The organism is Fictibacillus arsenicus, from assembly GCF_001999465.1.
Taxonomy (GTDB): Bacteria; Bacillota; Bacilli; order Bacillales; family Fictibacillaceae; genus Fictibacillus; species Fictibacillus arsenicus.
In genome coordinates, this window is the sequence record NZ_MQMF01000002.1 from 337,111 (window position 1) to 357,911 (window position 20,801).

Here is a 20,801-nt window from a genome sequence, read left to right on the forward strand (position 1 = left end):
TAGTAAAATTCGACCTCATTCTACTATTTCATTACGAAGCGTCCCGATTCCTTCTATTGTGATTTCAATCGTATCACCGGCTTTGAGGAACACTGGGGGTTTCATTCCTTTTCCTACACCAGCCGGCGTCCCTGTTGCGATAATGTCTCCTGCTTCAAGTGTCATACCTTTTGATAGTTCAGCGATCATCGTCCGTATGTCAAAAATAAAGTCAGATGTATTCCCTTTCTGACGCACTTCCCCATTTACTTTCGTTTCAATCATGAGATTCTCTGGATTTGAGATCTCAGAATGATGTACGATCCAAGGACCCATCGGACATGTACCATTTAAGCTTTTTCCGAGCAAAAATTGCTTATGTTTCTGCTGCAGATCACGTGCTGTGATATCGTTGATAATTGTGTAGCCAAACACGTAATCCATGGCTTCTGCCTTACTGATTCCTGTTCCCGTTTTGCCGATAACTACGGCTAGCTCTCCTTCGTAATCTAATTGATCCGTAATATTCGCATGGCTCGGAATACCCTCCCCATGACCAATAACTGCTGTTGGAGCTTTGGAGAATACCATGATATCTTCAGGAATATCTGCTTCGCTGCCCATTTCTATCGCATGGTCACGATAATTTTTTCCAATACAAAAAACATTTTTAGAAGGGCGCGGAATCGGTGCTAATAGCTGAATCTCCTCCAAAGGATATGTATAATCTGCGGCTTTTGCAGAATTCACAAGATCTTGAACAGCAGAAGTGAATTCTTCTCCTTGTTGAATCCCATTTAATAAGGTATGAGGCATCTCTTTTTCCATTGAAGCTGCTAGAGCTGATACATTGATTACAGCATCATCCTTTACCATTCCTATAAATGAATATCCATTTTGAACTGCAGACACAAGTTTCATTTTGTCTAAACTCCTCCTCTTAAAAAACGCTTTCATGTTGATTAGTTCTACTATATAGCTCCTGGCTTTGTACCGTAAAGAAATTTGCTGTTAATAATTCCAGACAGATCTAGTTTTTTCTTCGTTTTAAAATATGGTAAAATAGTGTGTCATCTAAATCACCCAGTTATATGGGTAAACGTAATGAGGTAATGAAACCATGAAAACTGTACTAAGTACGTTAAATGCAAAATATATACACACTTGTCTTGCTTTAAGATATTTAAAAGCATACAGTGAACCTGAATTTCCTGTAACGATCCGCGAGTTCACGATAAAAGACCCCTCGCTGAATATTGTGACAGACCTATACAGCCAGCAGCCAGATGTCCTTGGTTTCAGCTGTTATATCTGGAACATTGAAGAAACCATCAAGGTTATTCAGATGTTTAAGAAGATCAAGCCTGAAACGAAGATCGTCCTCGGCGGTCCAGAGGTTTCTTATGATGTTGCATACTGGCTAGATCGTATTCCAGAAGTCGATTTTATCGTTGTGAATGAAGGCGAGGAAACATTCAAACACTTGCTTGGTCAGATTCAGAATAACGAGTCGTTCGAAACTGTAGCTGGTCTTGCATACAGAAAAGATGGTAAACCGAAAATCAATGGACCGCGTGAAAAGCTGGATTTAAAAACTGTCCCTTCACCATTTCGGTTTGAGGAAGACGTAGCATCTCTTTCCAAACGCATCACCTATTTTGAGACGAGCCGCGGCTGTCCTTATTCATGTGCATTCTGCTTATCTTCAATCGAAGTAGGTGTCCGTTATTTTAATCCTGATCTTGTTAAGGATGACTTGATCTTCTTGATGGATAACGGAGCGAAAATTATTAAGTTCGTAGATAGAACCTTCAATATTCGCCGTGATTATGCGCTTGAAATGTTCTCCTTTTTAATCGAGAACCGCAGGCCTGGTGTCGTGTTCCAGTTCGAGATCACAGCAGATATTATGAGACCAGAAGTGATCGATTATTTAAATGAACATGCTCCGAAAGGATTGTTCCGATTTGAAATCGGTGTTCAATCAACCAATGATGCGGTAAACGAGCTTGTTCAGCGCAGACAAAATTTCGAGAAACTTACCCGTACCGTTACTACAGTGCGTGACGGTGGCAAGATCGTTCAGCATTTAGACTTGATCGCTGGATTGCCTGAAGAAGATTACAGTTCGTTCCGTAAAACATTTAACGATGTTTTTGCGTTTGGGATTGAGGAAGTACAGTTAGGTTTCCTGAAAATGCTTCGCGGTACAGGACTTCGTCTCACAGCTGAGAAGCACGATTACGTTTATATGGATCATTCTCCATATGAAATTCTAGGAAACAACGTCCTGACGTTTGACGAAATCATCCGCATTAAGCAAGTAGAAGACGTATTGGAGAAATATTGGAACGATCATCGAATGGATCACACGGTAAAATATTTGATCAACCATGTGTTTGAATCGCCATTTGATTTTTTCCAGGAGTTCGGAACGTATTGGGAGACAAGAGGGTGGTCCAGAATCGGTCATCAGCTTGAAGATCTATATAAACGACTGATCGCATTCTTAAAAGAATCTGCACCGCACGCTTTGCCGGCAGCTGAAAGCCTTATGAAACTTGACTATCTGGAGCGCCAGCAGTTTAAGCCACGCAAGCCATGGTGGGAAAATACACAAAACAAAGAAGAAACATCTAAGGTTTTATCACTGCTAGCGCAGTCACCTGAGTTGATTGAAGGTTTCCCGGTACTTTCTGAAAAAGACATTTATAAGCATGCTTTTGTTACAGAAACCGCCATCGATCCATTATCAGAGCAAATTGTACATCATCCAGAAACATCATATTTGCTGATTGCTCTGTTTGACCCAAAACAGCAAAACACACAGATTTTCACAGCACCAAAATCACTTATACATGCAAAAAGGGACGCGTAATCCGCATCCCTTTTTTGTTTATTTTTTTTGCTGTATTTTAAAAACACTTCATTGACCAAGTTGATTGGAGCGCAAGGTGCGAGATCCTCGAAAATGAAAAATCACATTTTCTTCGTGCGATGTCAAGCTGTCGAACCCTTCCTTGTCCTACGGGACGAGCGGTCAGGTGGAGACTCCTAATGGCGCAAAGCGGCAGGAGGCTCACCGCACGCCCCGTGGAAAGCGAGCATCCTGGAGCGGAAATCAACTCTTTCAAATACCAACAAAGTTTACTAAAAGGGTCCTAGTTTTTAAACACCGGCTGCCCTGAAACAAATACTGGAGAAGGATTTAATACGATAGCTTGGTCCTTTTTAAGACCTTTCTTTATCTGAGCGAAACCGTTTTGCTCAATACCAGTCTCAACTTTCATCTTGTACAGCTTTTCTTTTACGATAATTAGCACGTATTTGTTACCATCATCTTTCAAGACAGCTTTCTTTGGAACACTTACTGCGTTTTCCGCTAATTTTTCAGAAACGATGATTTTCGCAGTCTGCCCCTCTACCCAAGCAGCTTCATCCTCTACAAGAACTGTTAACGTAAAAGTCTGATCCTCGTCTGTTGGCAAAACCGTTTGAACAGTTCCGTTAAGCTTTTTCTTAATACCAGGTGACTCAATTTGGACAGAATCTCCTGTTTTTACGAAACCAGCAATCTCTTGTTTAACTGCAGCTTTCAATTCAAAGTTCCCTTGTCCAACAATTGTCAAAACGGGCTTTTGGTCTTGAATGCCATTAACTTCTGAAACTACTCCATCTGCAGGACTTTTTACTGAAAGAGCATCAAGACGATCTTCCAAATCGCTGATCTCATCGGATATTACTGAGCTTTCATTTTCTGCAAGCTCTTCTTGAAGTTCAGCATTGCTCAATTGCTCTTGAATTCTGACTTTCGCATCAGCACTGTCTTTCTCTTCGTCAAAGCTTGATAGTTCACTTTCCCATTCGCTTATCTGACTAGAATAATGATCTGCACGCACATCTGCAGCTTCTTTTTCCCTTTTTAGGGTTCGAAGTTCTTGTTCTATCTCATTGTTTTCGTATGTAACAAGTGTCTGGCCAGCAGAAACCGTATCACCCGGGTTCACCATTATTTCTTTTATCGATCCTAATGAGTCATTTTGATAAATATCGAAAGTGTTTTTGGAATAAGCAATTCCTGTTACTTCATGTTTTTTTGAAAAATCTCTTTCTTTGGAAAGTGTAGTCTCAAGTCTTGGTGCTACAACTGCTGAAGACTCTTTTTTATCGAAAATTAATAAATTCATCACAAGCAGGAGGACAATTATTATGCCAGTCGCTATCCACTTCAACTTATTCATTTGCTAGCCCCCTTACACCAATTGTCCGCTGACTAATGCAGCATATATGGAATATAAAATAATCCAGAAAACAGATCCGCCGATTGTAACGGCTAAACAGTAGCTTTTTGCTTTAAATGATAACTGTCTTAATGCAAAGTAAATGACAACTGAGCCCCATAGGGTAAATACATTGATTAAATTTAACAATTCCTGCCAAAAACCATACTTAAAAAACAGAACACCTGCAAATCCAAAACCTAACGGCTGAACAACTTCTTCAGCACCTATAGCAAATTGAAACGGCAGCTCGAATGCTAATCCAATTAAAAAAAGCACATACACAACACTCATTACATAAAAAAGAGCTTTGTAGCCGATATCTCGAAAGAATGCGTATAGAAATAGTGTTCCAGCTTGCAGAATGAGAAACGGTACAATAATACCCCAAACTCCACCCGCTAAAGAAATTAAAAATCTGAGAAGTTCTTGTTCTGTTCCTGATAGTTTTGCTGCTTCTACGAATGAAATGGTTTTAAAAGATGGAAATGCTGCAAAAAAGGATAATGCATGAAGCAATCCGCTGACCGCTAAAATCGCAATAAACCTAATCCAGAATCCTTCTTTTTCTTTCCACTCTTTATAAAATGAAAAATATGTATAAGGCTTTGTTAAAGCAGGAATAAATTGAGCTCTTCCTGTCATACGGCCTCCCCCTTCTCTCTCTGTTTATCTGTATATCGTATCACAAATTTTTACTCATAATGACAATTTCTGACTCATTTTTTCAAAAATAGGCACATCTCCGTATAAATGCTTTTATTCCGCAAAAACTAACGCAAACTACACAAGAATCGGGATGAGGTTTTTATGACTTTTTTTAAGAAACCCAAAAAGCTAATACAAGAAAAAGAAGCTCCGATACAGCAAGATAGCCCTCAAGAGGATAATTCGAAAGATAACGAGTCTGTCACGGTTCAAAAGCTTAGTCTAGATGAAATGTTAACGAAGGTTAAAGAACCTTTCTCTGCAACTGAAGATTTATTGACACATGAGATTGAGCTTCCCTCTGATAAAAGCCGGATAGCTCTTCTTTATATTGAATCCATTGTAGATAAACAGCTCGTCCAGAGCATGATCTTAAATCCTTTGTTTGTGACTGATAAAGAAATCAACTTTGCTTCTTTTAAACAGATGGCGAGCATTGATCTAAAGAAGCACACTGAAATAAAACAAGTACAGGAACTGCTACTGCAATCAAACACGCTTATTTTTACTGAAGATACATCTTGTTTTTATGCCATGTCAACACCAGTGAAGACACAGAGAGATATAACAGAACCAGATAATGAAACCATCATTCGCGGTGCTCATGAAGGTTTCATAGAAAACCTGTCAATGAATCTGGCACTTGTACGAAAACGGTTAAAAACACCAAGATTGACTGTTAAATATCTCCAAGTTGGTAAAGAGACTCATACTACAATCGCTTTATTATATGTTGACAATATTTGTGACCCTGAACATGTAAAGGAAGTTGATAAAAGAATAAAATCCATTGAAGCTGATGCAGTTTATACTCCGGGAAATATTGAGGAGAGCATTGAAGACAAACCGTTCAGTTTTTTCCCGCAGATGCTCAGTACAGAACGGCCAGATCGTGTTGCAGCAAACTTAATGGAAGGCAGAGTAGCCCTTATATACGACACATCACCTACAGCGCACGTCATGCCTGTAAATTTCTTTTCGTTTTATCAATCTGTAGATGATTACAATAAAAGATGGCATATCGGTTCCTTCTTCCGTTTTGTCCGAATCATGGGTTTTTTTATTGCTATGGGATTACCTGCTGTATATATTGCTATCGTTTCATTTCATTTTGAGGTCATTCCGTTCGGCCTCATTTTGCTGATAAAAAGTTCACTTGAGGATATCCCTTATCCCCCATTATTTGAAGCACTTCTGATGGAGCTGACGATTGAATTAATCCGGGAAGCATCTATAAGACTTCCAACCAGGATCGGTTCCACAATCGCAATCGTTGGTGGTCTCGTAATTGGTGATGCTGTCGTTAAAGCAGGACTTGTATCAAATTTAATGATTATTGTTGTGGCGATTACTGCCATTGCGGCTTACATTGTTCCGTCAAATGAAATGAGTGCTGCAGTTCGTATTTTACGTTTTCCGTTCATGGTTGCAGCAGCTACATTAGGTTTTTTGGGAATAGTTTTCGGGTTTCTGATCTTAATTTTTCATTTATGCAGACTTTACACGTTCGGATCGCCTTACTTCGCCCCAATCGCTCCTTTGAACTTAGCAGATTTAAAGGATGCGTTCATACGTGCTCCGTTTTGGAAACAAAACACTCGTCCTAAAGATGTAACTGCTCAAAAAGTGGATAATGCTAACCATACACGAAAGTGGGATAAATCATGAATAGTCATACGATCACGCATAGACAGCTATTCTTTTTGGTTGTTCAGACACAAATCGGTGTAGGTGTATTATCTCTGCCCTTTTCTTTATTTACTAAAGCTAAGATTGATGGATGGATTTCGCTGATCATTGCCGGTTTGTTGATTCAATTTTCAATATTGGCAATCTGGAAATTATGTGACAGATTTCCGCAGAACACGATTTACGAGATTCTTCCAAAAATCATGGGTAAAAACTTAGGTCTCGTGTTCAACTTTATTTACACGATGCATTTTGCGTTCATCTCAATTCTAATCTTAATCATGTATAACAGCATTGTTGGTAAATGGATTCTGTTTGAAACACCTCATTGGGTGATTATTTTTATTATGGCCGCCGCAGGATATTATTTTATTACAAGTAGCCCAAGAGAAATTGTAAGATTTTTTGTACTTGTTACACCACTGCTTCTCATTTTGTTCGTTTTCATCTTGTACGCATATACAGATGTTCATTTTCTTTATCTTTTTCCAGTCGGACAAGCGGGAATACTTACCATTATTAAGAGCTCTTCTGACGCTGTAGTAGCCCTTCTTGGATTTGATGTGGCACTTGTGTTTTTAGCTTATACGACCGGCACGCCGGCCAAAAAAATAAAAGTCATCTCGTTTGCATCTTTTTGTATAACAGTCCTTTATGCGTTTATCGTTTTTACCACTTATATTTATTTTAACCCTGAGGAAATTGTGATTGTGCCTGAACCTGTCTTGTATATGCTCAAAGCGTTTTCGTTTTCGATTATTGAAAGAACCGACTTGATCTTTCTATCAGTGTGGATCATATCAGTGGCTACTTCATTCATCAGTTATCTCTTTATCACAGCAAAAGGTGTACAAACTCTTTTTAAACTAAAAGATCATCAAAAAGGAGCACCTTATGTAGCTATTTTTTGTGCCATGATCGCAATCATTCCGAATGAAAAGCTAGAAGTATTGATCTGGAATAAATATATAAGCCTTACATCGCTCATTTTTTCTGCAATGTTTCCAATCGTTCTACTACTGATCGCCATGCTCAGGAAAAAGCAGGAGAAAGGAGCGGCTTCTTCATGAAAAAAATATTAACTGTCCTTCCCGTTCTGCTTCTTCTAACTGGTTGCTGGGATCAAGCAATGCTTAATCAAACTAAACTTATAACAGCTGGCGGCTTCGATTATACAAAGGATGGAAAAGTGTTAACTACAGCAGCTGTTCCTCAATCTGTTGCTGCAGAAGCGGGAAAAGGGAACATTGTAAATCAAATATTCTCTGCTTCAGGCAACACAGCTCGGCAAAGCCGGTTAAGACTAGATAGAAGAGTAGCAGAAAGGCTGGACGCTTCCAAGAATCAGATCATTCTTTTCGGAGAAGATGCTGCAAAAAAAGATATTTATCAGCTTTTAGATGTTTTTTACCGAGATCCTAAATCCGCTTTGAATGCAAAATTAGCCGTTGCAAAAGGTAAAGCGTCTGATGTGATCAGTACCCGGTTTGAAGAACCTAAAATGTCGAGTGGCGTTGGGGAATACTTAAGAGATTCGATTATAAGTGCCGAAGAATCTGCAACCGTTCCAAAAGAAAATATACAGACGGTATGTCCCGTCATGTTTGATCCTGGTCAAGATTTTGCTCTCCCTTATCTAGAGCCTTTGAAAAAAACAGTAAGTATTCGTGGTGTAGCTTTGTTCCATGAACATAAGATGGTCGGAACAATAAGAGAACCATTGTCTGTGACATATACGATGCTAACCGGAGAAAAACATACAATCGCCATGAATACAACAAAGAAAATCTTTAAGAACAAAAAACCAGAATTAATGAATTATGTGACGATTAAGGTTAAAAAGAATAAGCGTTCTTTCGATGTCGATGTAACACCAGAAGGAAAAGTTTCTGCAGAAATAAAATTAAAAATGAAAGTTATCGTTACGGAGTATCCTAGCGATAACTTGGGTACACCTGGAGAAGTGGAAAATGTTGAAAAACGGCTTTCTAAAAAGCTTACAAAAGATGCACAGAAAGTAATCGTTAAACTCCAAAAAATGAACAGCGATCCGTTCGGAGTCGGCAGACATGTGATGGCCTACCATTATCCAGTTTGGGAGAAGTTAAACTGGAAAGAAGTATATCCGAAAATTGATTTTAAAGCCTCGATTGATGTTGATGTGATCGGACATGGTATCATCGAATAAAAAAAGGTTCAAGGCATAATTGCCTTGAACCTTTTCTTTTATAACTGGTCCAGCCTTACCCTAGTCCCATTGCCAGAGTGTTGAGCAGGTTCTACTATAAGACGCTTCGTTAATCTTGCTTTTAACTCAGGTACGTGTGATATGACACCAATCGCAAAGTTTTCCATCTGAACTTTTTCGAGTGCTGTTACTACAGTATCGAGAAGTTCTTGATCCAGCGTTCCAAATCCTTCATCTAAGAAGAAAAATTGAAGCGGGAACTTTCCTCTCAGCTGTATTTGTGCGGATAAGGATAGTGCTAACGCAAGTGAAGTCAGAAAAGTTTCTCCTCCTGATAAAGAAGTAACCGGCCTTTTAATTCCGCCGTTGGCATCATCTCGAATGACAAAACCGCTGTTGGAATCAACTTCGATCGCATAACGCCCCCTTGTGAGCTTAGAAAGCCGGCTTGATGCATCACGCGTAACATGAATGAGCTGCTCTTCAGCCATGAACTCAACAAACGCGTTACCTCTAAACACACTTTGAAGCTTTCCGATTTGTTCCAGAAGTGCTAACACTTTTAGCTTTTCATTCTCGAGCTCTTTAAAACGAGCGTGGTTTTTTTCAATTGTAATCCAATTCTGTTTTGCCTGTCCTACAGCTTCCCTCGCCGCATCAGCTTCTTGCTTCCGTTCATTCAAAGCTGTTTGGTATTGAAGCATTTCTTCTTCACTAATTGGTTTTTCAGGAAGTTTTGCTTTTAATCCTTCAATAGCTGCTTTTACCTCTTTGCACTGATCAGAATAAATCGTCAGCTGCTCTTCCCATAGTTGCTGTGAAGCTTCATTTTTTACAGATTCTGAGTACTCTTCATAGCTGTTAAAAATTGAATTTTGCAGTTTCTCTTTCCATTGGACATTAGCTTTTTCGCTTCTTTTAAGTGCATCTTCAAAGCGCTGCAACGTGGAATGAAATGCCTTGTCAGCTTCCAAAAATAGTTTTCGTGAACGCTCATATTGCTCTACAGAATCCTTATATGAAGCCGCAACTGTTTTCAGCTGTTTATTGACGGCTTCATATTGTTCACTTGCTTTTTTATCACCTAAGCGTTCTACCAGCTTTTCTTTAAGATGCTGTATATCTTTATTTAGAATTTTGAGCTGGTTCTTACTTGTATTTATGGTGAATTCAAGCTTTCTGTTATCTTCTTTTGTTTTTTCAATTTTACTATTTTGCTTTTCAAGAAAATCTGCAGCTACTTTAAGACTTTCTTGAATCTCATTCTGCCTTGTTTCACGCTTTTCAAACTGTTTCTTTACTTCATTCAGGTTCTCTAATTCAAAAGATATTTCTGCTTCTTTCCATTCAGCAGCAATCTCTTCTTCAGACACTTTGTTGACCTTGATTTTTCGCTGTAAATCTTTTACCTGTTTTTCAGTATATTCACAGTTATACGTTAAATGTTCAAGCTGCTTTTGCTGTTCGTCAAAGCGCGATGTGAGTGCTTCAAACCGGTCTTCGAGTGAGAGCTGATCTTGGATCGCCCCTTTTACTTTAGTGGAGTGATCATTTAATTTCTCATCATCAAAGGTTTTGTCTGTTTTTACACTTTCAGTTACTGCAGCATCACGCGCTGCAGCAGTTTCCTCGCTTGGCACATTCATCTTTGACCAGATTTTATTTGATAATTTCTCAAGCGTTTCTGAAAGATGGATTAAATCACGGTGCTTGTTTTGCAATGTAACTTTTGCAGCTTCTAAGTATTCTACTTTGTCATCGTTACTGTCTAGGTCATTATTTGATTCATTAAACGGAAAAGGGTGAACAGTCGAGCCGCAAACCGAACATGGCTCGTTCTCTTCCAACTGCGAAGATAGCTGGGCAGCTAGATGATGAACCTTACATTTTTCCTGGTACTCTTTTTCTCTTTTGAGTGTTTCCTGCAATGATAGAGAAAGACTTTCATTTTCTCTTATCGCATTTTGCACTTCATTATATATAGTCAAAACATCATCAGATAGAGTCTTCCAGTTTTCTACGCACGTGCTGATCTTGCCCTTTACATGTACTATGTTTTGATTCATCGATTCCAAATTTTCTACTGCTTGTTTAAGCTCTTTTTGAATGGTTTGTTCTTCGTTATGAAAGCTCTGATAACGCTGTGAGAGCAATAGAGCAGACTGCATTACCGCACGTTCTCTTTGACTGATCTCAATAGTCGTTAATTCTTCTTTCAAAGAACTTTGTTTTTTCTTTCCTTTTTCAAGCAAGACGATCGCATCATCTTCTGATTTTTTCCCAAGAGAATAAGAGCTTTCCATCTCAGAAAGTTTTACAGTTTCTTTCTGCAGTGCTGCTTCCTTTTCATTAAGATCTTTTTCCCACTGAAAAGCTTCTTCTAATACGCTGAGTCTTCTAATTAATTCTGGCTCTTCTTTTTCTTTTGTATCTTTCGCTTGTTCGTACTGTTTCTCATGTTCAACAGAAAGCTTTTTGAGCTTTTCGGCATTTTGTTCAAGCTGTTCTTTTTCCGTGCTAAGTTCCTTTTTAACCCTGTTGGATTCAAGCCATTCTTCTGCATATGGTGTAAGACGGTCTGCCATTACTGCTTTTTTATGAAGTTGCTTCAGCTGTTCCATTTCAGGTAATTGCAAGTCCAGCTCTTTTTGACTTAAAAGAAGTTTTTCATTTTCTGATTGTGTTTCCCAAAATGCTTTTTTCAGTTTATATGTTTCTTCTTCTGTTTTTAAAAGTTCTGAAATGTTAAGCAGAACTCGTTCTTTTTCTTTGAGCCGCGACTCCGCTTCCTGTAATGCTTCATGTGAAGCATCCCCTAATCCAGCTTGTTCTGCTGTAATCTCATTCAGACGATTCTTTTGTTCATCAGCTCTTTTCTTGAGCTTTTGATTTAAAACGTCGCCATACTTTTCTAGCTGAAAAAGACGCTGAAGCATCTGTCTTCTATCTGCACCTTTTAACGATAAAAATTCAGCAAATTTTCCTTGTGGAAGTACAACTGCACGAGTAAAGTCTTCTATCGTAAGCCCTAAAAGTTCTTGAACGAGCTTTGTAACGTCTCTTTCTTTGTCCGCGTGTACAATAGATTCACCATTAATGGACTCAATCAATCTAGAAGTACTCGTTCGAATCGTATGTTCACCTGTTCTTTTGTAGGAACGTTCAACCGTGTAGTTTTTTTCGGCATCACCCTGACCTAACTGAAAAGAAAATGAAACAGAGAGTTTATCTTCAGCCTGGTTCATGATTCCGTGTGTTCCGCCAGCAGCGCGCTCCACTTTACCGTAAAGCGCTAGTGTTACTGCATCCAGAATTGTTGATTTTCCGCTTCCTGTTGGACCGAAGATCCCGAACACGCCTCCCGAACAAAGTTCACTAAAGGGTATGGTCTGTGGTTCACGAAAACTTTGGAGTCCAGAAACACTTAAATGTAGTGGTCTCATCCTGCATTCTCTCCTTCCCCATCTTCTTCGCCTACGAGATCGAGGAAAAGTGAAATCAGTTCTGGATCAGGTACAGCTCCACCAGTCTGACGTTTATAAAAAGTCGTAAAAAGCTCATCTACCGGAAGCTTTTGTGCAGAAACACTGATCTGTTCACCTAACGTTTCTGTAAAAACCGGCTTGATATGAACAATACCATCATGCGCTTTTCTGAGTCTTTGAATCTCCTCCATCGATAGAGCATCCTGTACATGAACCGACAGATCGATCCAGCAATTGTGATGCAGACCATCTTGAATGCCTTGAAAGACTTCAGAAACACCGTTCTTTGCTTCCCATGCTACTAGAGGTTTGCCGCATGTTAAGTGGATCTCTTCTACTTTTGCTTTTTGATTTGGTTCAACATCAACAATCGTTACAGATTTAGATTGACCGCTCTCAGAAAAGCTGTACGATAGCGGAGATCCTGAATAACGTGCTTCTGATTTAGCACGCTTTATGATTTGCGGTCTGTGCAGATGGCCAAGCGCTACGTATTGAGCTGCAGCAGGAAGACTTTCTGCTGCGACCGTGTAAGCTCCCCCAATATGTACGGGACGCTCTGAATCGCTCTCCTTGCTTCCTGCAACATATAGATGACTCATTGCGAGGTGCACATTTCCAGGTGTATATCTAGACGTTATTTCCTTGAAGTAGGAATCTACCCAATCATCATACTGGCTGCGAACGTCAAGCTCTTCAACTGATTCACTTAACAGCATCTTCAATCGGGATTCAGACGGGTAAGGCAGTGCTGCGATCTCTAGCATCTCTCCCGTTCTTTTGATCGGTACCCTCTGCAGCTCTAAAGTTGGAAGCCCGACAAGCGTTATGCCGAGCTCTTTCGCTAGCGGAAATGAAGCTGCGAGTCTGTCTGGATGATCATGGTTTCCAGCTATCGCAATAAAAGGACATTCACCTTTTCGGCTGATCCGGGCAAGTGTTTCATAAAACATCTGTTCAGCAGCTGCAGGGGGATTTACCGTATCAAATACATCCCCTGCCATAACAACTGCATCAATTTTTTCTCTGGACACAATCTCTACTAGTTCGTCTAAAAAAGCTTGCTGTTCTTCCAGCCTGCTGCGCCCTTCCAATGAACGTCCCAAATGCCAGTCAGCGGTGTGAAGCAATCGCATCGTATCCCCCCTATTTCACTTGCAGAATGTGTCCACCGTCAAAGAAATAGAGATAGCTCTCTTTTACCGGTTTCTTTAAAATTCTTTCAATTGCTTTTGCGTACAATGTCAGCTGCATTTCATATCTGTTTAAGAGCGTTTCTTTCGCTCCTGAAAATCCATTGGTAAATCTGTTCTGTATCTTATCTGTTTTATAGTCGATTAAAATAAATCCATCTTCATCTTCTATCAGGCAGTCGATAACACCCTGAACAAGTACATGCTCTTCTTCCCCGCCCCAGTTATCCCTTGTTTCAGAAAGGGGAAGTGCCATGCTGAACGGAATTTCCCGCTTTACGTTTACGTTCTCTATGACTCTCTGTCCGAGGGGGCCATCTATAAATTCTTTTATTTGCTCTAACTGGATATAACGGGCTTGATCCGATGTCAGAAGCTCTCTTGTTTCCATCATGGCAACCTGTTCCTGCAAGTCTTCCAGAGTTTGAGATTTCTTAAATTCCACATGCTGCATAACCATATGCATAGCGGTACCGGCTTCAGCAGCATTCAACTGAGAATCCTGCATGAATCGTGGACGTTCATGGATCGCAGGCTGGGCTGCTTTTACAAGATCAGTACTGCTGTATTCATCTGCTGTCTGAAACTGTTTTTTCAACTCTGTAACAGATTGCTTGGAGCGCGTTACAGTTGAAGGCTTGTGATGATATTGCCACTTTAGACGATGGCTGATCTCCTCTTTTGCATCACTAGAGATCTCAACTGGTTCGGATTGTTGCAGTCTTAAAAGCAGTTCTTCTTGTTTCTGCTCTTGTGCTGTCTCAAGTTCTTCATAATAACTCGCTGGAAGAATCGTAATCTTCCAATCTGTTTCATCTATGAAAACTTCTCCTCTTCCTCGTTCAGCAGTACCTAGTACGGATAATAGAGGACCTGCATTTTTATGCCGGATAACTGCACGTCCAATCCAATCCAGGTAACTTTTCACTCCTGCACGCTCATGGTCAGGAAGCAGCCAGTTCTCTTCATAAAGAGAATCACTCCAGCTTTCAGCAGATTTTTCAATGTCATTCACTGTTCCGACCAGATACAACTTTTCTTTTGCACGAGTCAGTGCAACATACAGGACACGCATTTCTTCTGCGATAAGCTCCATCTTTTTTCTGCCGATGATTGCCAACCGGGGAAGTGTCGGATAGGTTACACGATATACCGGATTAATATATTGCGTTCCGAGACCAAGCTCTTTATGAAGCAGTACTTTTTCTTTTAGGTCTCGCGTGTTGAACTGCTTGTTTAAGCCTCCGACAAAAACAATCGGAAACTCGAGACCTTTACTTTTATGAATGGTCATTATGCGCACAACGTCTTCTTGTTCACCGAGTGCTCTTGCTGCTCCAAGATCTTTGCCGCGTTCCTGCATCCTTTCGATAAAACGCAGGAAACGAAACAGCCCGCGGAAAGAAGTACTCTCATACATTTTTGCACGATCGTATAACGCCCTTAAGTTTGCCTGTCTTTGTTTACCTCCAGCAAGACCGCCAACATAATCAAAGTAACCCGTTTCTCTATAAATGTCCCAGATCAGATCTGCCAATGGCCCTTGACGAGCCTGATGACGCCATGATTCAAGCTTTTTTAAGAACAAAGAAAGTTTCTCTTTGATCTCTGGATTTTCTCCTTCTTGACTGTACAGCTCGACTGCTCCAAGATAGTTGTCCTTTTTTTGAATGAGCCGCACGATTGCAAGCTCTTCACCTGTCAGACCTACTACCGGAGACCGGAGAACCGCCGCAAGCGGGATGTCTTGAAGCGGGTTATCGATTACTTTCAGAAGCGACATCATCACATGGATTTCCGTCGCATCAAAATATCCAGTTGAAAGTTCAGCATGTGCAGGAATTCCTTGCTGTTTAAATTCTTCCAAGATAACAGGCGCCCATTGAGAAGTGGCTCTAAAAAGCAGGACAATGTCTTTGTACTTTGCAGGCCGCATCATCTTCGTTTTTTTATCAAAAACATGATGCGGAGAATTCCCTGTTGTCCCGACGATTTCTTTAATTCTTTCAGCGATCACACGCGCTTCCAGCTGAACGGTTTCCAGATCCGATTTTTCGAGCTCACCGCTCTCAAGACCTTCTTCATCCATGACAGGCTGGCTTTTATTAATCAAAATCAGTTCTGGTTCATTACCGGGCTGTTCCGGGTAATAGTCTGCACCTAATTTAAGCTCAGCATCTTCGCTGTATTCGATCTCTCCGACTGTTTCATTCATGATTTGCCTGAACAAATAATTTGTAGCCTGAAGAACGCCGTTACGGCTTCTGAAATTCTTGGCAAGGTCAATTCGAAGTCCGTTCCCGCCTTCTTTTGTGAACTGTTTATACTTTGATAAAAAGAGAAGCGGTTCAGCAAGCCTGAAGCGGTAGATAGACTGCTTCACATCACCGACCATGAACATGTTTCCTGAACCAGCGTCCTTCGAAACAAGACGGACGATGGATTCCTGAACAAAGTTTGTATCTTGATATTCATCCACAAGAACTTCTACAAAGCGCTCGCGGTATTCAGCTGCTGCATCAGAAGGAACTGGATTTTCCATCGTTGAACCTTCACCTTTTAATACCTGCAGGCAATAATGCTCAAGATCTCCAAAATCGACGAGTGATTTTTCTCGCTTTGCCAATGAATATCTGCGTCCGAATGCTTTTACAAGAGATGATAGCTCTCTTACGATCGGTGCCATCTCTTCAATATGTGCAACATACGAATCAGGATGGCGTTCAAAGAATTCTTCTTTTAAACTGCTCGTTTTCTTTTTTATGGTGTCTCTCATTGCTTTTACTTTATTCTTTAATTCTTCATCAACATCTTTTCCTCTGACCGCTTTTAACTTTGGAGGTTCATACGTTTGGAAAACCTCGTATAATTGGCGCCAGCTCTCTTTCACATGATTCAGCGACTTTAAAAATTCCAGATCTTCTTCGAGAGTTGCTGCATAAGGGAGCGGCCCGCCTGGAATTTCCGCGAGGTCACACGCACGAACTGCCATCGCTTGCAGTCCTTCTAGCTGCAGGGAAATATCCGCAAGCAGTTCTTTTGTCCAAGGAAGGTCATCGATTGATGAAGCATTGATCTCGTAGGTATCTGCCATTTGATCGAGCCAGCCTTCAGGGTCTGGATGGCTTCTTGCAAAATCATAGAGTGAGAGAACAAGTTTCTGAAGATCCATATCATTCCGATCTGAACTATAGGCGTCAACCACTTGATAAAAAGTATGGTCTTCTCCCTTGCTGTACTCTTCTTCAAAAAGCTCCTCGATCACTTCCTGTCGAATTAGTTCAGCTTCTGTTTCTTCAGCTACCCTGAACCCTGGATCAAGATCTGTTTCGTAATAATACTTTCTTAAAACTTCAATACAAAAGGAATGAAGGGTAGAGATGGAAGCTTTGTTCAATAAATTCAATTGTCTTCTAAGATGCAAAGAAGAAGGATGTTGAGTCAGCTCCTTATCAATCGCTTCTCCAATCCGCTTGCGCATTTCTGCAGCTGCGGCATTTGTGAAGGTAACGATGAGCAATCTGTCTACATCTGCAGACTGCTCTCTTATCATCGTAATAATTCTTTCAACGAGAACGGCTGTTTTCCCAGAACCTGCCGCTGCTGCAACAAGTATATTTTCTCCTCGTGCCTGGATTGCTTGCCATTGTTCATCCGTCCAGGTTGATCCTTCCGGTTTTGGAATTAATGTTTTCAAATGAGGCTGCCTCCTTCCTCTTGCATTTTTTCTAAAATGATTTCATCTTTTTCTGGTTTCAGCTGACGGTATTGATTTTCCTCAAGTGTCTGATCAAACTGGCAAACTGGTTTATAGGAACAGAACGTGCAAGGCACCTTCTTTTTCATTTCATAAGGCGAGATATCAATCACTCCGTCGGTAATACCTGTTCCGGAGCTGACAGCCATTTTTCGCGCATGCTGTCTCATCGTTTCAAAATGGGAAGCCGACGCAACGGACGAATGAGACTTATGGAATCCGTTATTCGTAAGTGCTACCGGAATTATGTTCGAACGCTTATCCATCGTGCTGTCCATTAATTGCACGGCCTCTTCTTCTGCTAAAACAAGACCCTTCATCTTGAATTTCTTCAGCACTTCTTTTTCTATCTCTTCAGCAGTCAAAAGCTTCTTTTGATTTAAAAGAGGGTTATGAACATGGAAATAGAGCACACCAGCAGGAATAGATTCTTGTCCTAGCCATTTCTCAGAATGAGCGACTGCAACATCCAGATATGTGAGCATCTGAAGAGCTATGCCATGATACAGCTCAGCAAGATTTAAGCCTGTTGAACTTGATTTATAATCGATAACACGCATTAATAGGCCTTTTGAACTTGCGGCAGTATCCACTCTGTCGATACGTCCGACTACCTCCATCGTTGTGCCGTTCGGCAGTTTATAGACTAATGGCGGCAGCGTCCCGCCTGTTCCGAATGCCAGCTCTAGTCCTGCTGGAGTAAATCCGCTCGCTTTTGCATGTTCGCTTAAAATATGCGAAGCCTTGCCCACAACTTCTTTCAGCTTCTTCTTAATATAAAGGTGGCGGTTAGAGCTGAGCAGAATCTCATGCTGAAGCTGAGGAGCCAAGAGATCAACGATATCCCCTGCCATCCGGTAACAGTCACCTTTTGAAAGATCGCTCCACTGGACTCTCCTCTGCTGCAGTGCATCATTCATCTGTTTTAACGCAGCATGGAACAGCTGCCCGATATCTGGCGCTTCCAATTTGTACATCTGACGCTCCTTCAGTTTCAGTCCGTATGACATAAACTGAGAAAACGGACAAGACTGAAATAACTCCATGCGCGAAATACTCGTTAAGATGCTGTCACCATAGAGGTCTTTTGATACAGAAGCGCTCAAAGGTGCTTCACGGTTAAAGTAGAACAAGCTCGATATCGCTTTTTTTGCATAGTGGTCATACTGATCATCAGTAATGATCCAATTATAGACATCCCACCAAACAGGTGAGATCGGATATCCCTTCTTCCATTCCCGAAGCTGTGCACTTAAATAGGACACACTTTTCACAGGATGCTGAACAAAAGATAGGTCTTCTTCAACACCAGGTTCATTTTGATAAAGATGCTCTTTCAGATCAGGAAATAGATCCCGCATCCTTTGGATGACCATAGATGGCTGCAAAGTTTTTCCTTCTTCATCAGCAAGCGCATAGGACACGAACAGCCGGTCACTGCCATTTGTTAATGCCAGGTAGATCATAAATTGTTCGTCCAGCAGCTTTCTTCTTGCAGAAGGTGCCAGCATAACACCATTTCTTTCAAGCGCTTCTCTTTCGTCTTCAGATAACAAACCATCATCTTTTGGTTTAAGAGGAATGATGCCGTCGTTAACTCCTAATAGAAAATTAATCTTCACATCTGTAAAACGGGAACGCTCCAAAGTTCCTGCAAGTACCTGATCGAGTGATGGCGGAACAAGAGCAAATTTCATACTTTCAAGACCCGTCTCAAGCATCTGCATCCATATTTCTTTGGAAAGCTTCTCGTTCCCAGTAAGCTCTACCATTTCATCTAAAAGGCCAAGCACTGCATTCCATACCTGTCCATGTTCACGTGCAGCTCTAAGTTTCCCTTCAGATTCAGCATGAAGCCTTAAGCGTTCAAGTTTCATAGGAACGGAGAGGTCTTCTAAATATTTATAAAGTGATGTACAAAAATCTGCTACGGTTTCACTCTTGGATAGATCTCTTGAAAGTCTTTTGAGAGGTGACACAATCATATCTCTAAGATCATTGATCAGCTGTTCTTTTTCGTCATCCCGGCTCGTTTTCCCAAAATCATCAGCTTCAAATCCTCTGAATCTTTTATACTTCCAAGGCTTTGAATCTGTCCATCTGCTGCCTTGAATACCAAGAGCCAACACATAGTTTTCCAGTTCGTCCATGCAACTTCTAATCTCTGATGTTGTTTTTCTCATCTCATCGAGCGGATAGAGCATATCCGTTTTTACAGCACGAAATACAGCTTCATACCGCCAATTCTTTAAAACAACGTCCAATGAGGAACGGATCAGTTCAATAAGCGGATGATGAAGCATTGATTTTTTTTGGTCTAAGAAAACCGGTATGCCATAATCAGAAAATACCGTTTCAATAAGAGACTGATAACTGCCGGTATTTCTTACGGTTACTGCAATATCCCGGTATCTGTATCCTTCATCACGAACAAGTTCAATAATTTTTCTGGCTGCACCTTCAACTTCTGATCTTAAATTAACTGCGGCTGCTAAATGTATCCCCTCAGGGTTTGAATAGCTGATCGCAGGTCTCGCATCATATTGTTTTTCAATATGTGCAATCGCAGGAGAAGTGAATTTTGGCGTTTGCGAGAGCACGATTGGCTCTTCTATCTCCACATCCATCTCTTTTGCTTTTTGGGTGAAAACTTGTGCTGTCTTCTTTGTCATATAAAAGAGATCCAGTTCATGCGGTTCAGTGTCCGGATGATACGATTCCTCTGAAGTCAGGGCAATTGTCACTTTCTTTGCATGCTCCATGAGACCAGCCGCTGCTTCAAGTTCTTGCGGAGTAAAAGAATGGAAACCATCTATGTAAATCTCGCAATCCTTTATCGTATCTGAATAAGGAATTTTCTCCTGCAGAAGTTTTAAATAATCTTCAGAATCTAAGTATTTTCCAGCAAGAGCTTTTTCAAGCGCGCCTGAAATGATGCTTAAGTCAGACAGCTTGTCTTTGAGCACTTTTTTGTTATTCTCTTTTTGACCAAGTGAAAGCAGCGTTTCTGCATTCCATGAAAGATCTTCTGATGACACACAATACCGCTTTAATTCTGTTGTCATAAGCTCGAGCAATTCATAAAAACCGCTCTGTTCAGAAGCTTTTCTAAAAATCTTAAGTTCTTCTTTTTTGCTTTCAATTATTTTGCGGAGCATCATTCTTACACCAGTGCTTGTGATGTGCATCCTTGTCATTCCGCCTGTTTCACCAAGAACGCGCCAAGCCAAACGTGAAAAACTATAAACCTGGGCACGAATCATCCCATTTAATCCGGGAGTTGATGCAAGCTTATACTCAGATTGAAAGGTCATCTGATCTGGCACTAAGTAGATGATAGGACTCCCCATCGGATCTTCTGCAAGTTTTTCACGTATCTCTTGAAAGACAGAGTGGGACTTTCCGCTGCCGGATCGTCCCAAAATAAATTGCAAACTCATATTTTTCATCCCCTGTTCCGAACACAAATTCTGCTTTTATTATCTCACAATCTACTAGCAGGGCAAAGGCTAGTATACTCAA

Annotated in this window: 11 protein-coding genes; 4 read left to right on the top strand and 7 right to left on the bottom strand. The window is 40.7% G+C overall.

The window, feature by feature from the left end; genetic code table 11:
* Nucleotides 1–15: 15 nt before the first annotated feature.
* Nucleotides 16–900, bottom strand: coding sequence for a fumarylacetoacetate hydrolase family protein (locus UN64_RS08840; RefSeq protein WP_077361810.1), 885 nt, complete (start codon nucleotides 898–900; stop codon nucleotides 16–18).
* A gap of 199 nt (nucleotides 901–1,099) precedes the next feature.
* Here UN64_RS08840 and UN64_RS08845 point away from each other — a divergent pair, with 199 nt between their 5' ends.
* Complete coding sequence (locus tag UN64_RS08845; RefSeq protein WP_077361812.1) at nucleotides 1,100–2,857, top strand: B12-binding domain-containing radical SAM protein; 1,758 nt, start codon at nucleotides 1,100–1,102, stop codon at nucleotides 2,855–2,857.
* A gap of 283 nt (nucleotides 2,858–3,140) precedes the next feature.
* On the opposite strand, the gene UN64_RS08850 is transcribed toward UN64_RS08845, so the two are convergent.
* Complete coding sequence (locus UN64_RS08850; protein WP_077361814.1) at nucleotides 3,141–4,220, bottom strand: efflux RND transporter periplasmic adaptor subunit; 1,080 nt, start codon at nucleotides 4,218–4,220, stop codon at nucleotides 3,141–3,143.
* Between the two features lie 12 nt (nucleotides 4,221–4,232).
* On the bottom strand, nucleotides 4,233–4,904 hold the full coding sequence (locus UN64_RS08855) for a hypothetical protein (RefSeq protein ID WP_077361816.1): 672 nt from the start codon (nucleotides 4,902–4,904) through the stop codon (nucleotides 4,233–4,235).
* Between the two features lie 294 nt (nucleotides 4,905–5,198).
* Between UN64_RS08855 and UN64_RS08860 the strand changes: the two genes are divergently transcribed.
* Genes UN64_RS08860 through UN64_RS08870 form a run of 3 tightly spaced genes read left to right on the top strand, consistent with a single transcriptional unit; the run spans nucleotide 5,199 to nucleotide 8,844 of the window.
* Nucleotides 5,199–6,635 carry a spore germination protein gene (locus UN64_RS08860; RefSeq protein WP_425590112.1) on the top strand — a complete coding sequence of 479 codons (1,437 nt, stop codon included), beginning with the start codon at nucleotides 5,199–5,201 and terminating at the stop codon, nucleotides 6,633–6,635.
* Nucleotides 6,632–7,726 (top strand): GerAB/ArcD/ProY family transporter, encoded by a 1,095-nt coding sequence (locus tag UN64_RS08865; RefSeq protein ID WP_077361820.1) that lies wholly within the window; start codon nucleotides 6,632–6,634, stop codon nucleotides 7,724–7,726. Before UN64_RS08860 ends, UN64_RS08865 begins: the two co-directional genes overlap by 4 nt.
* Nucleotides 7,723–8,844, top strand: a complete 1,122-nt coding sequence (locus tag UN64_RS08870) for a Ger(x)C family spore germination protein (RefSeq protein ID WP_077361822.1) — start codon at nucleotides 7,723–7,725, stop codon at nucleotides 8,842–8,844. The genes UN64_RS08865 and UN64_RS08870 overlap by 4 nt, the downstream gene beginning before the upstream one ends.
* A gap of 38 nt (nucleotides 8,845–8,882) precedes the next feature.
* Here the strand turns inward: UN64_RS08870 and UN64_RS08875 are convergent, their stop codons facing one another.
* Genes UN64_RS08875 through addB form a run of 4 tightly spaced genes read right to left on the bottom strand, consistent with a single transcriptional unit; the run spans nucleotide 8,883 to nucleotide 20,719 of the window.
* On the bottom strand, nucleotides 8,883–12,287 hold the full coding sequence (locus UN64_RS08875) for an AAA family ATPase (protein WP_077361824.1): 3,405 nt from the start codon (nucleotides 12,285–12,287) through the stop codon (nucleotides 8,883–8,885).
* A complete protein-coding gene (locus UN64_RS08880; protein WP_077361826.1) occupies nucleotides 12,284–13,465 on the bottom strand; it encodes a metallophosphoesterase family protein in 1,182 nt (393 codons plus the stop codon). Before UN64_RS08880 ends, UN64_RS08875 begins: the two co-directional genes overlap by 4 nt.
* A 10-nt stretch (nucleotides 13,466–13,475) precedes the next feature.
* Nucleotides 13,476–17,219, bottom strand: coding sequence for a helicase-exonuclease AddAB subunit AddA (gene addA, locus UN64_RS08885; RefSeq protein ID WP_077361828.1), 3,744 nt, complete (start codon nucleotides 17,217–17,219; stop codon nucleotides 13,476–13,478).
* Nucleotides 17,216–20,719, bottom strand: coding sequence for a helicase-exonuclease AddAB subunit AddB (gene addB / locus UN64_RS08890; protein ID WP_077361830.1), 3,504 nt, complete (start codon nucleotides 20,717–20,719; stop codon nucleotides 17,216–17,218). The genes addA and addB overlap by 4 nt, the downstream gene beginning before the upstream one ends.
* Nucleotides 20,720–20,801: the final 82 nt, after the last annotated feature.

Coding starts and splice junctions, on each gene's coding strand:
- UN64_RS08840 (WP_077361810.1), bottom strand. CDS start 900: ATGAAACTTGTGTCTGCAGTTCAAAATGGATATTCATTTATAGGAATG.
- UN64_RS08845 (WP_077361812.1), top strand. CDS start 1,100: ATGAAAACTGTACTAAGTACGTTAAATGCAAAATATATACACACTTGT.
- UN64_RS08850 (WP_077361814.1), bottom strand. CDS start 4,220: ATGAATAAGTTGAAGTGGATAGCGACTGGCATAATAATTGTCCTCCTG.
- UN64_RS08855 (WP_077361816.1), bottom strand. CDS start 4,904: ATGACAGGAAGAGCTCAATTTATTCCTGCTTTAACAAAGCCTTATACA.
- UN64_RS08860 (WP_425590112.1), top strand. CDS start 5,199: ATGTTAACGAAGGTTAAAGAACCTTTCTCTGCAACTGAAGATTTATTG.
- UN64_RS08865 (WP_077361820.1), top strand. CDS start 6,632: ATGAATAGTCATACGATCACGCATAGACAGCTATTCTTTTTGGTTGTT.
- UN64_RS08870 (WP_077361822.1), top strand. CDS start 7,723: ATGAAAAAAATATTAACTGTCCTTCCCGTTCTGCTTCTTCTAACTGGT.
- UN64_RS08875 (WP_077361824.1), bottom strand. CDS start 12,287: ATGAGACCACTACATTTAAGTGTTTCTGGACTCCAAAGTTTTCGTGAA.
- UN64_RS08880 (WP_077361826.1), bottom strand. CDS start 13,465: ATGCGATTGCTTCACACCGCTGACTGGCATTTGGGACGTTCATTGGAA.
- addB (WP_077361830.1), bottom strand. CDS start 20,719: ATGAGTTTGCAATTTATTTTGGGACGATCCGGCAGCGGAAAGTCCCAC.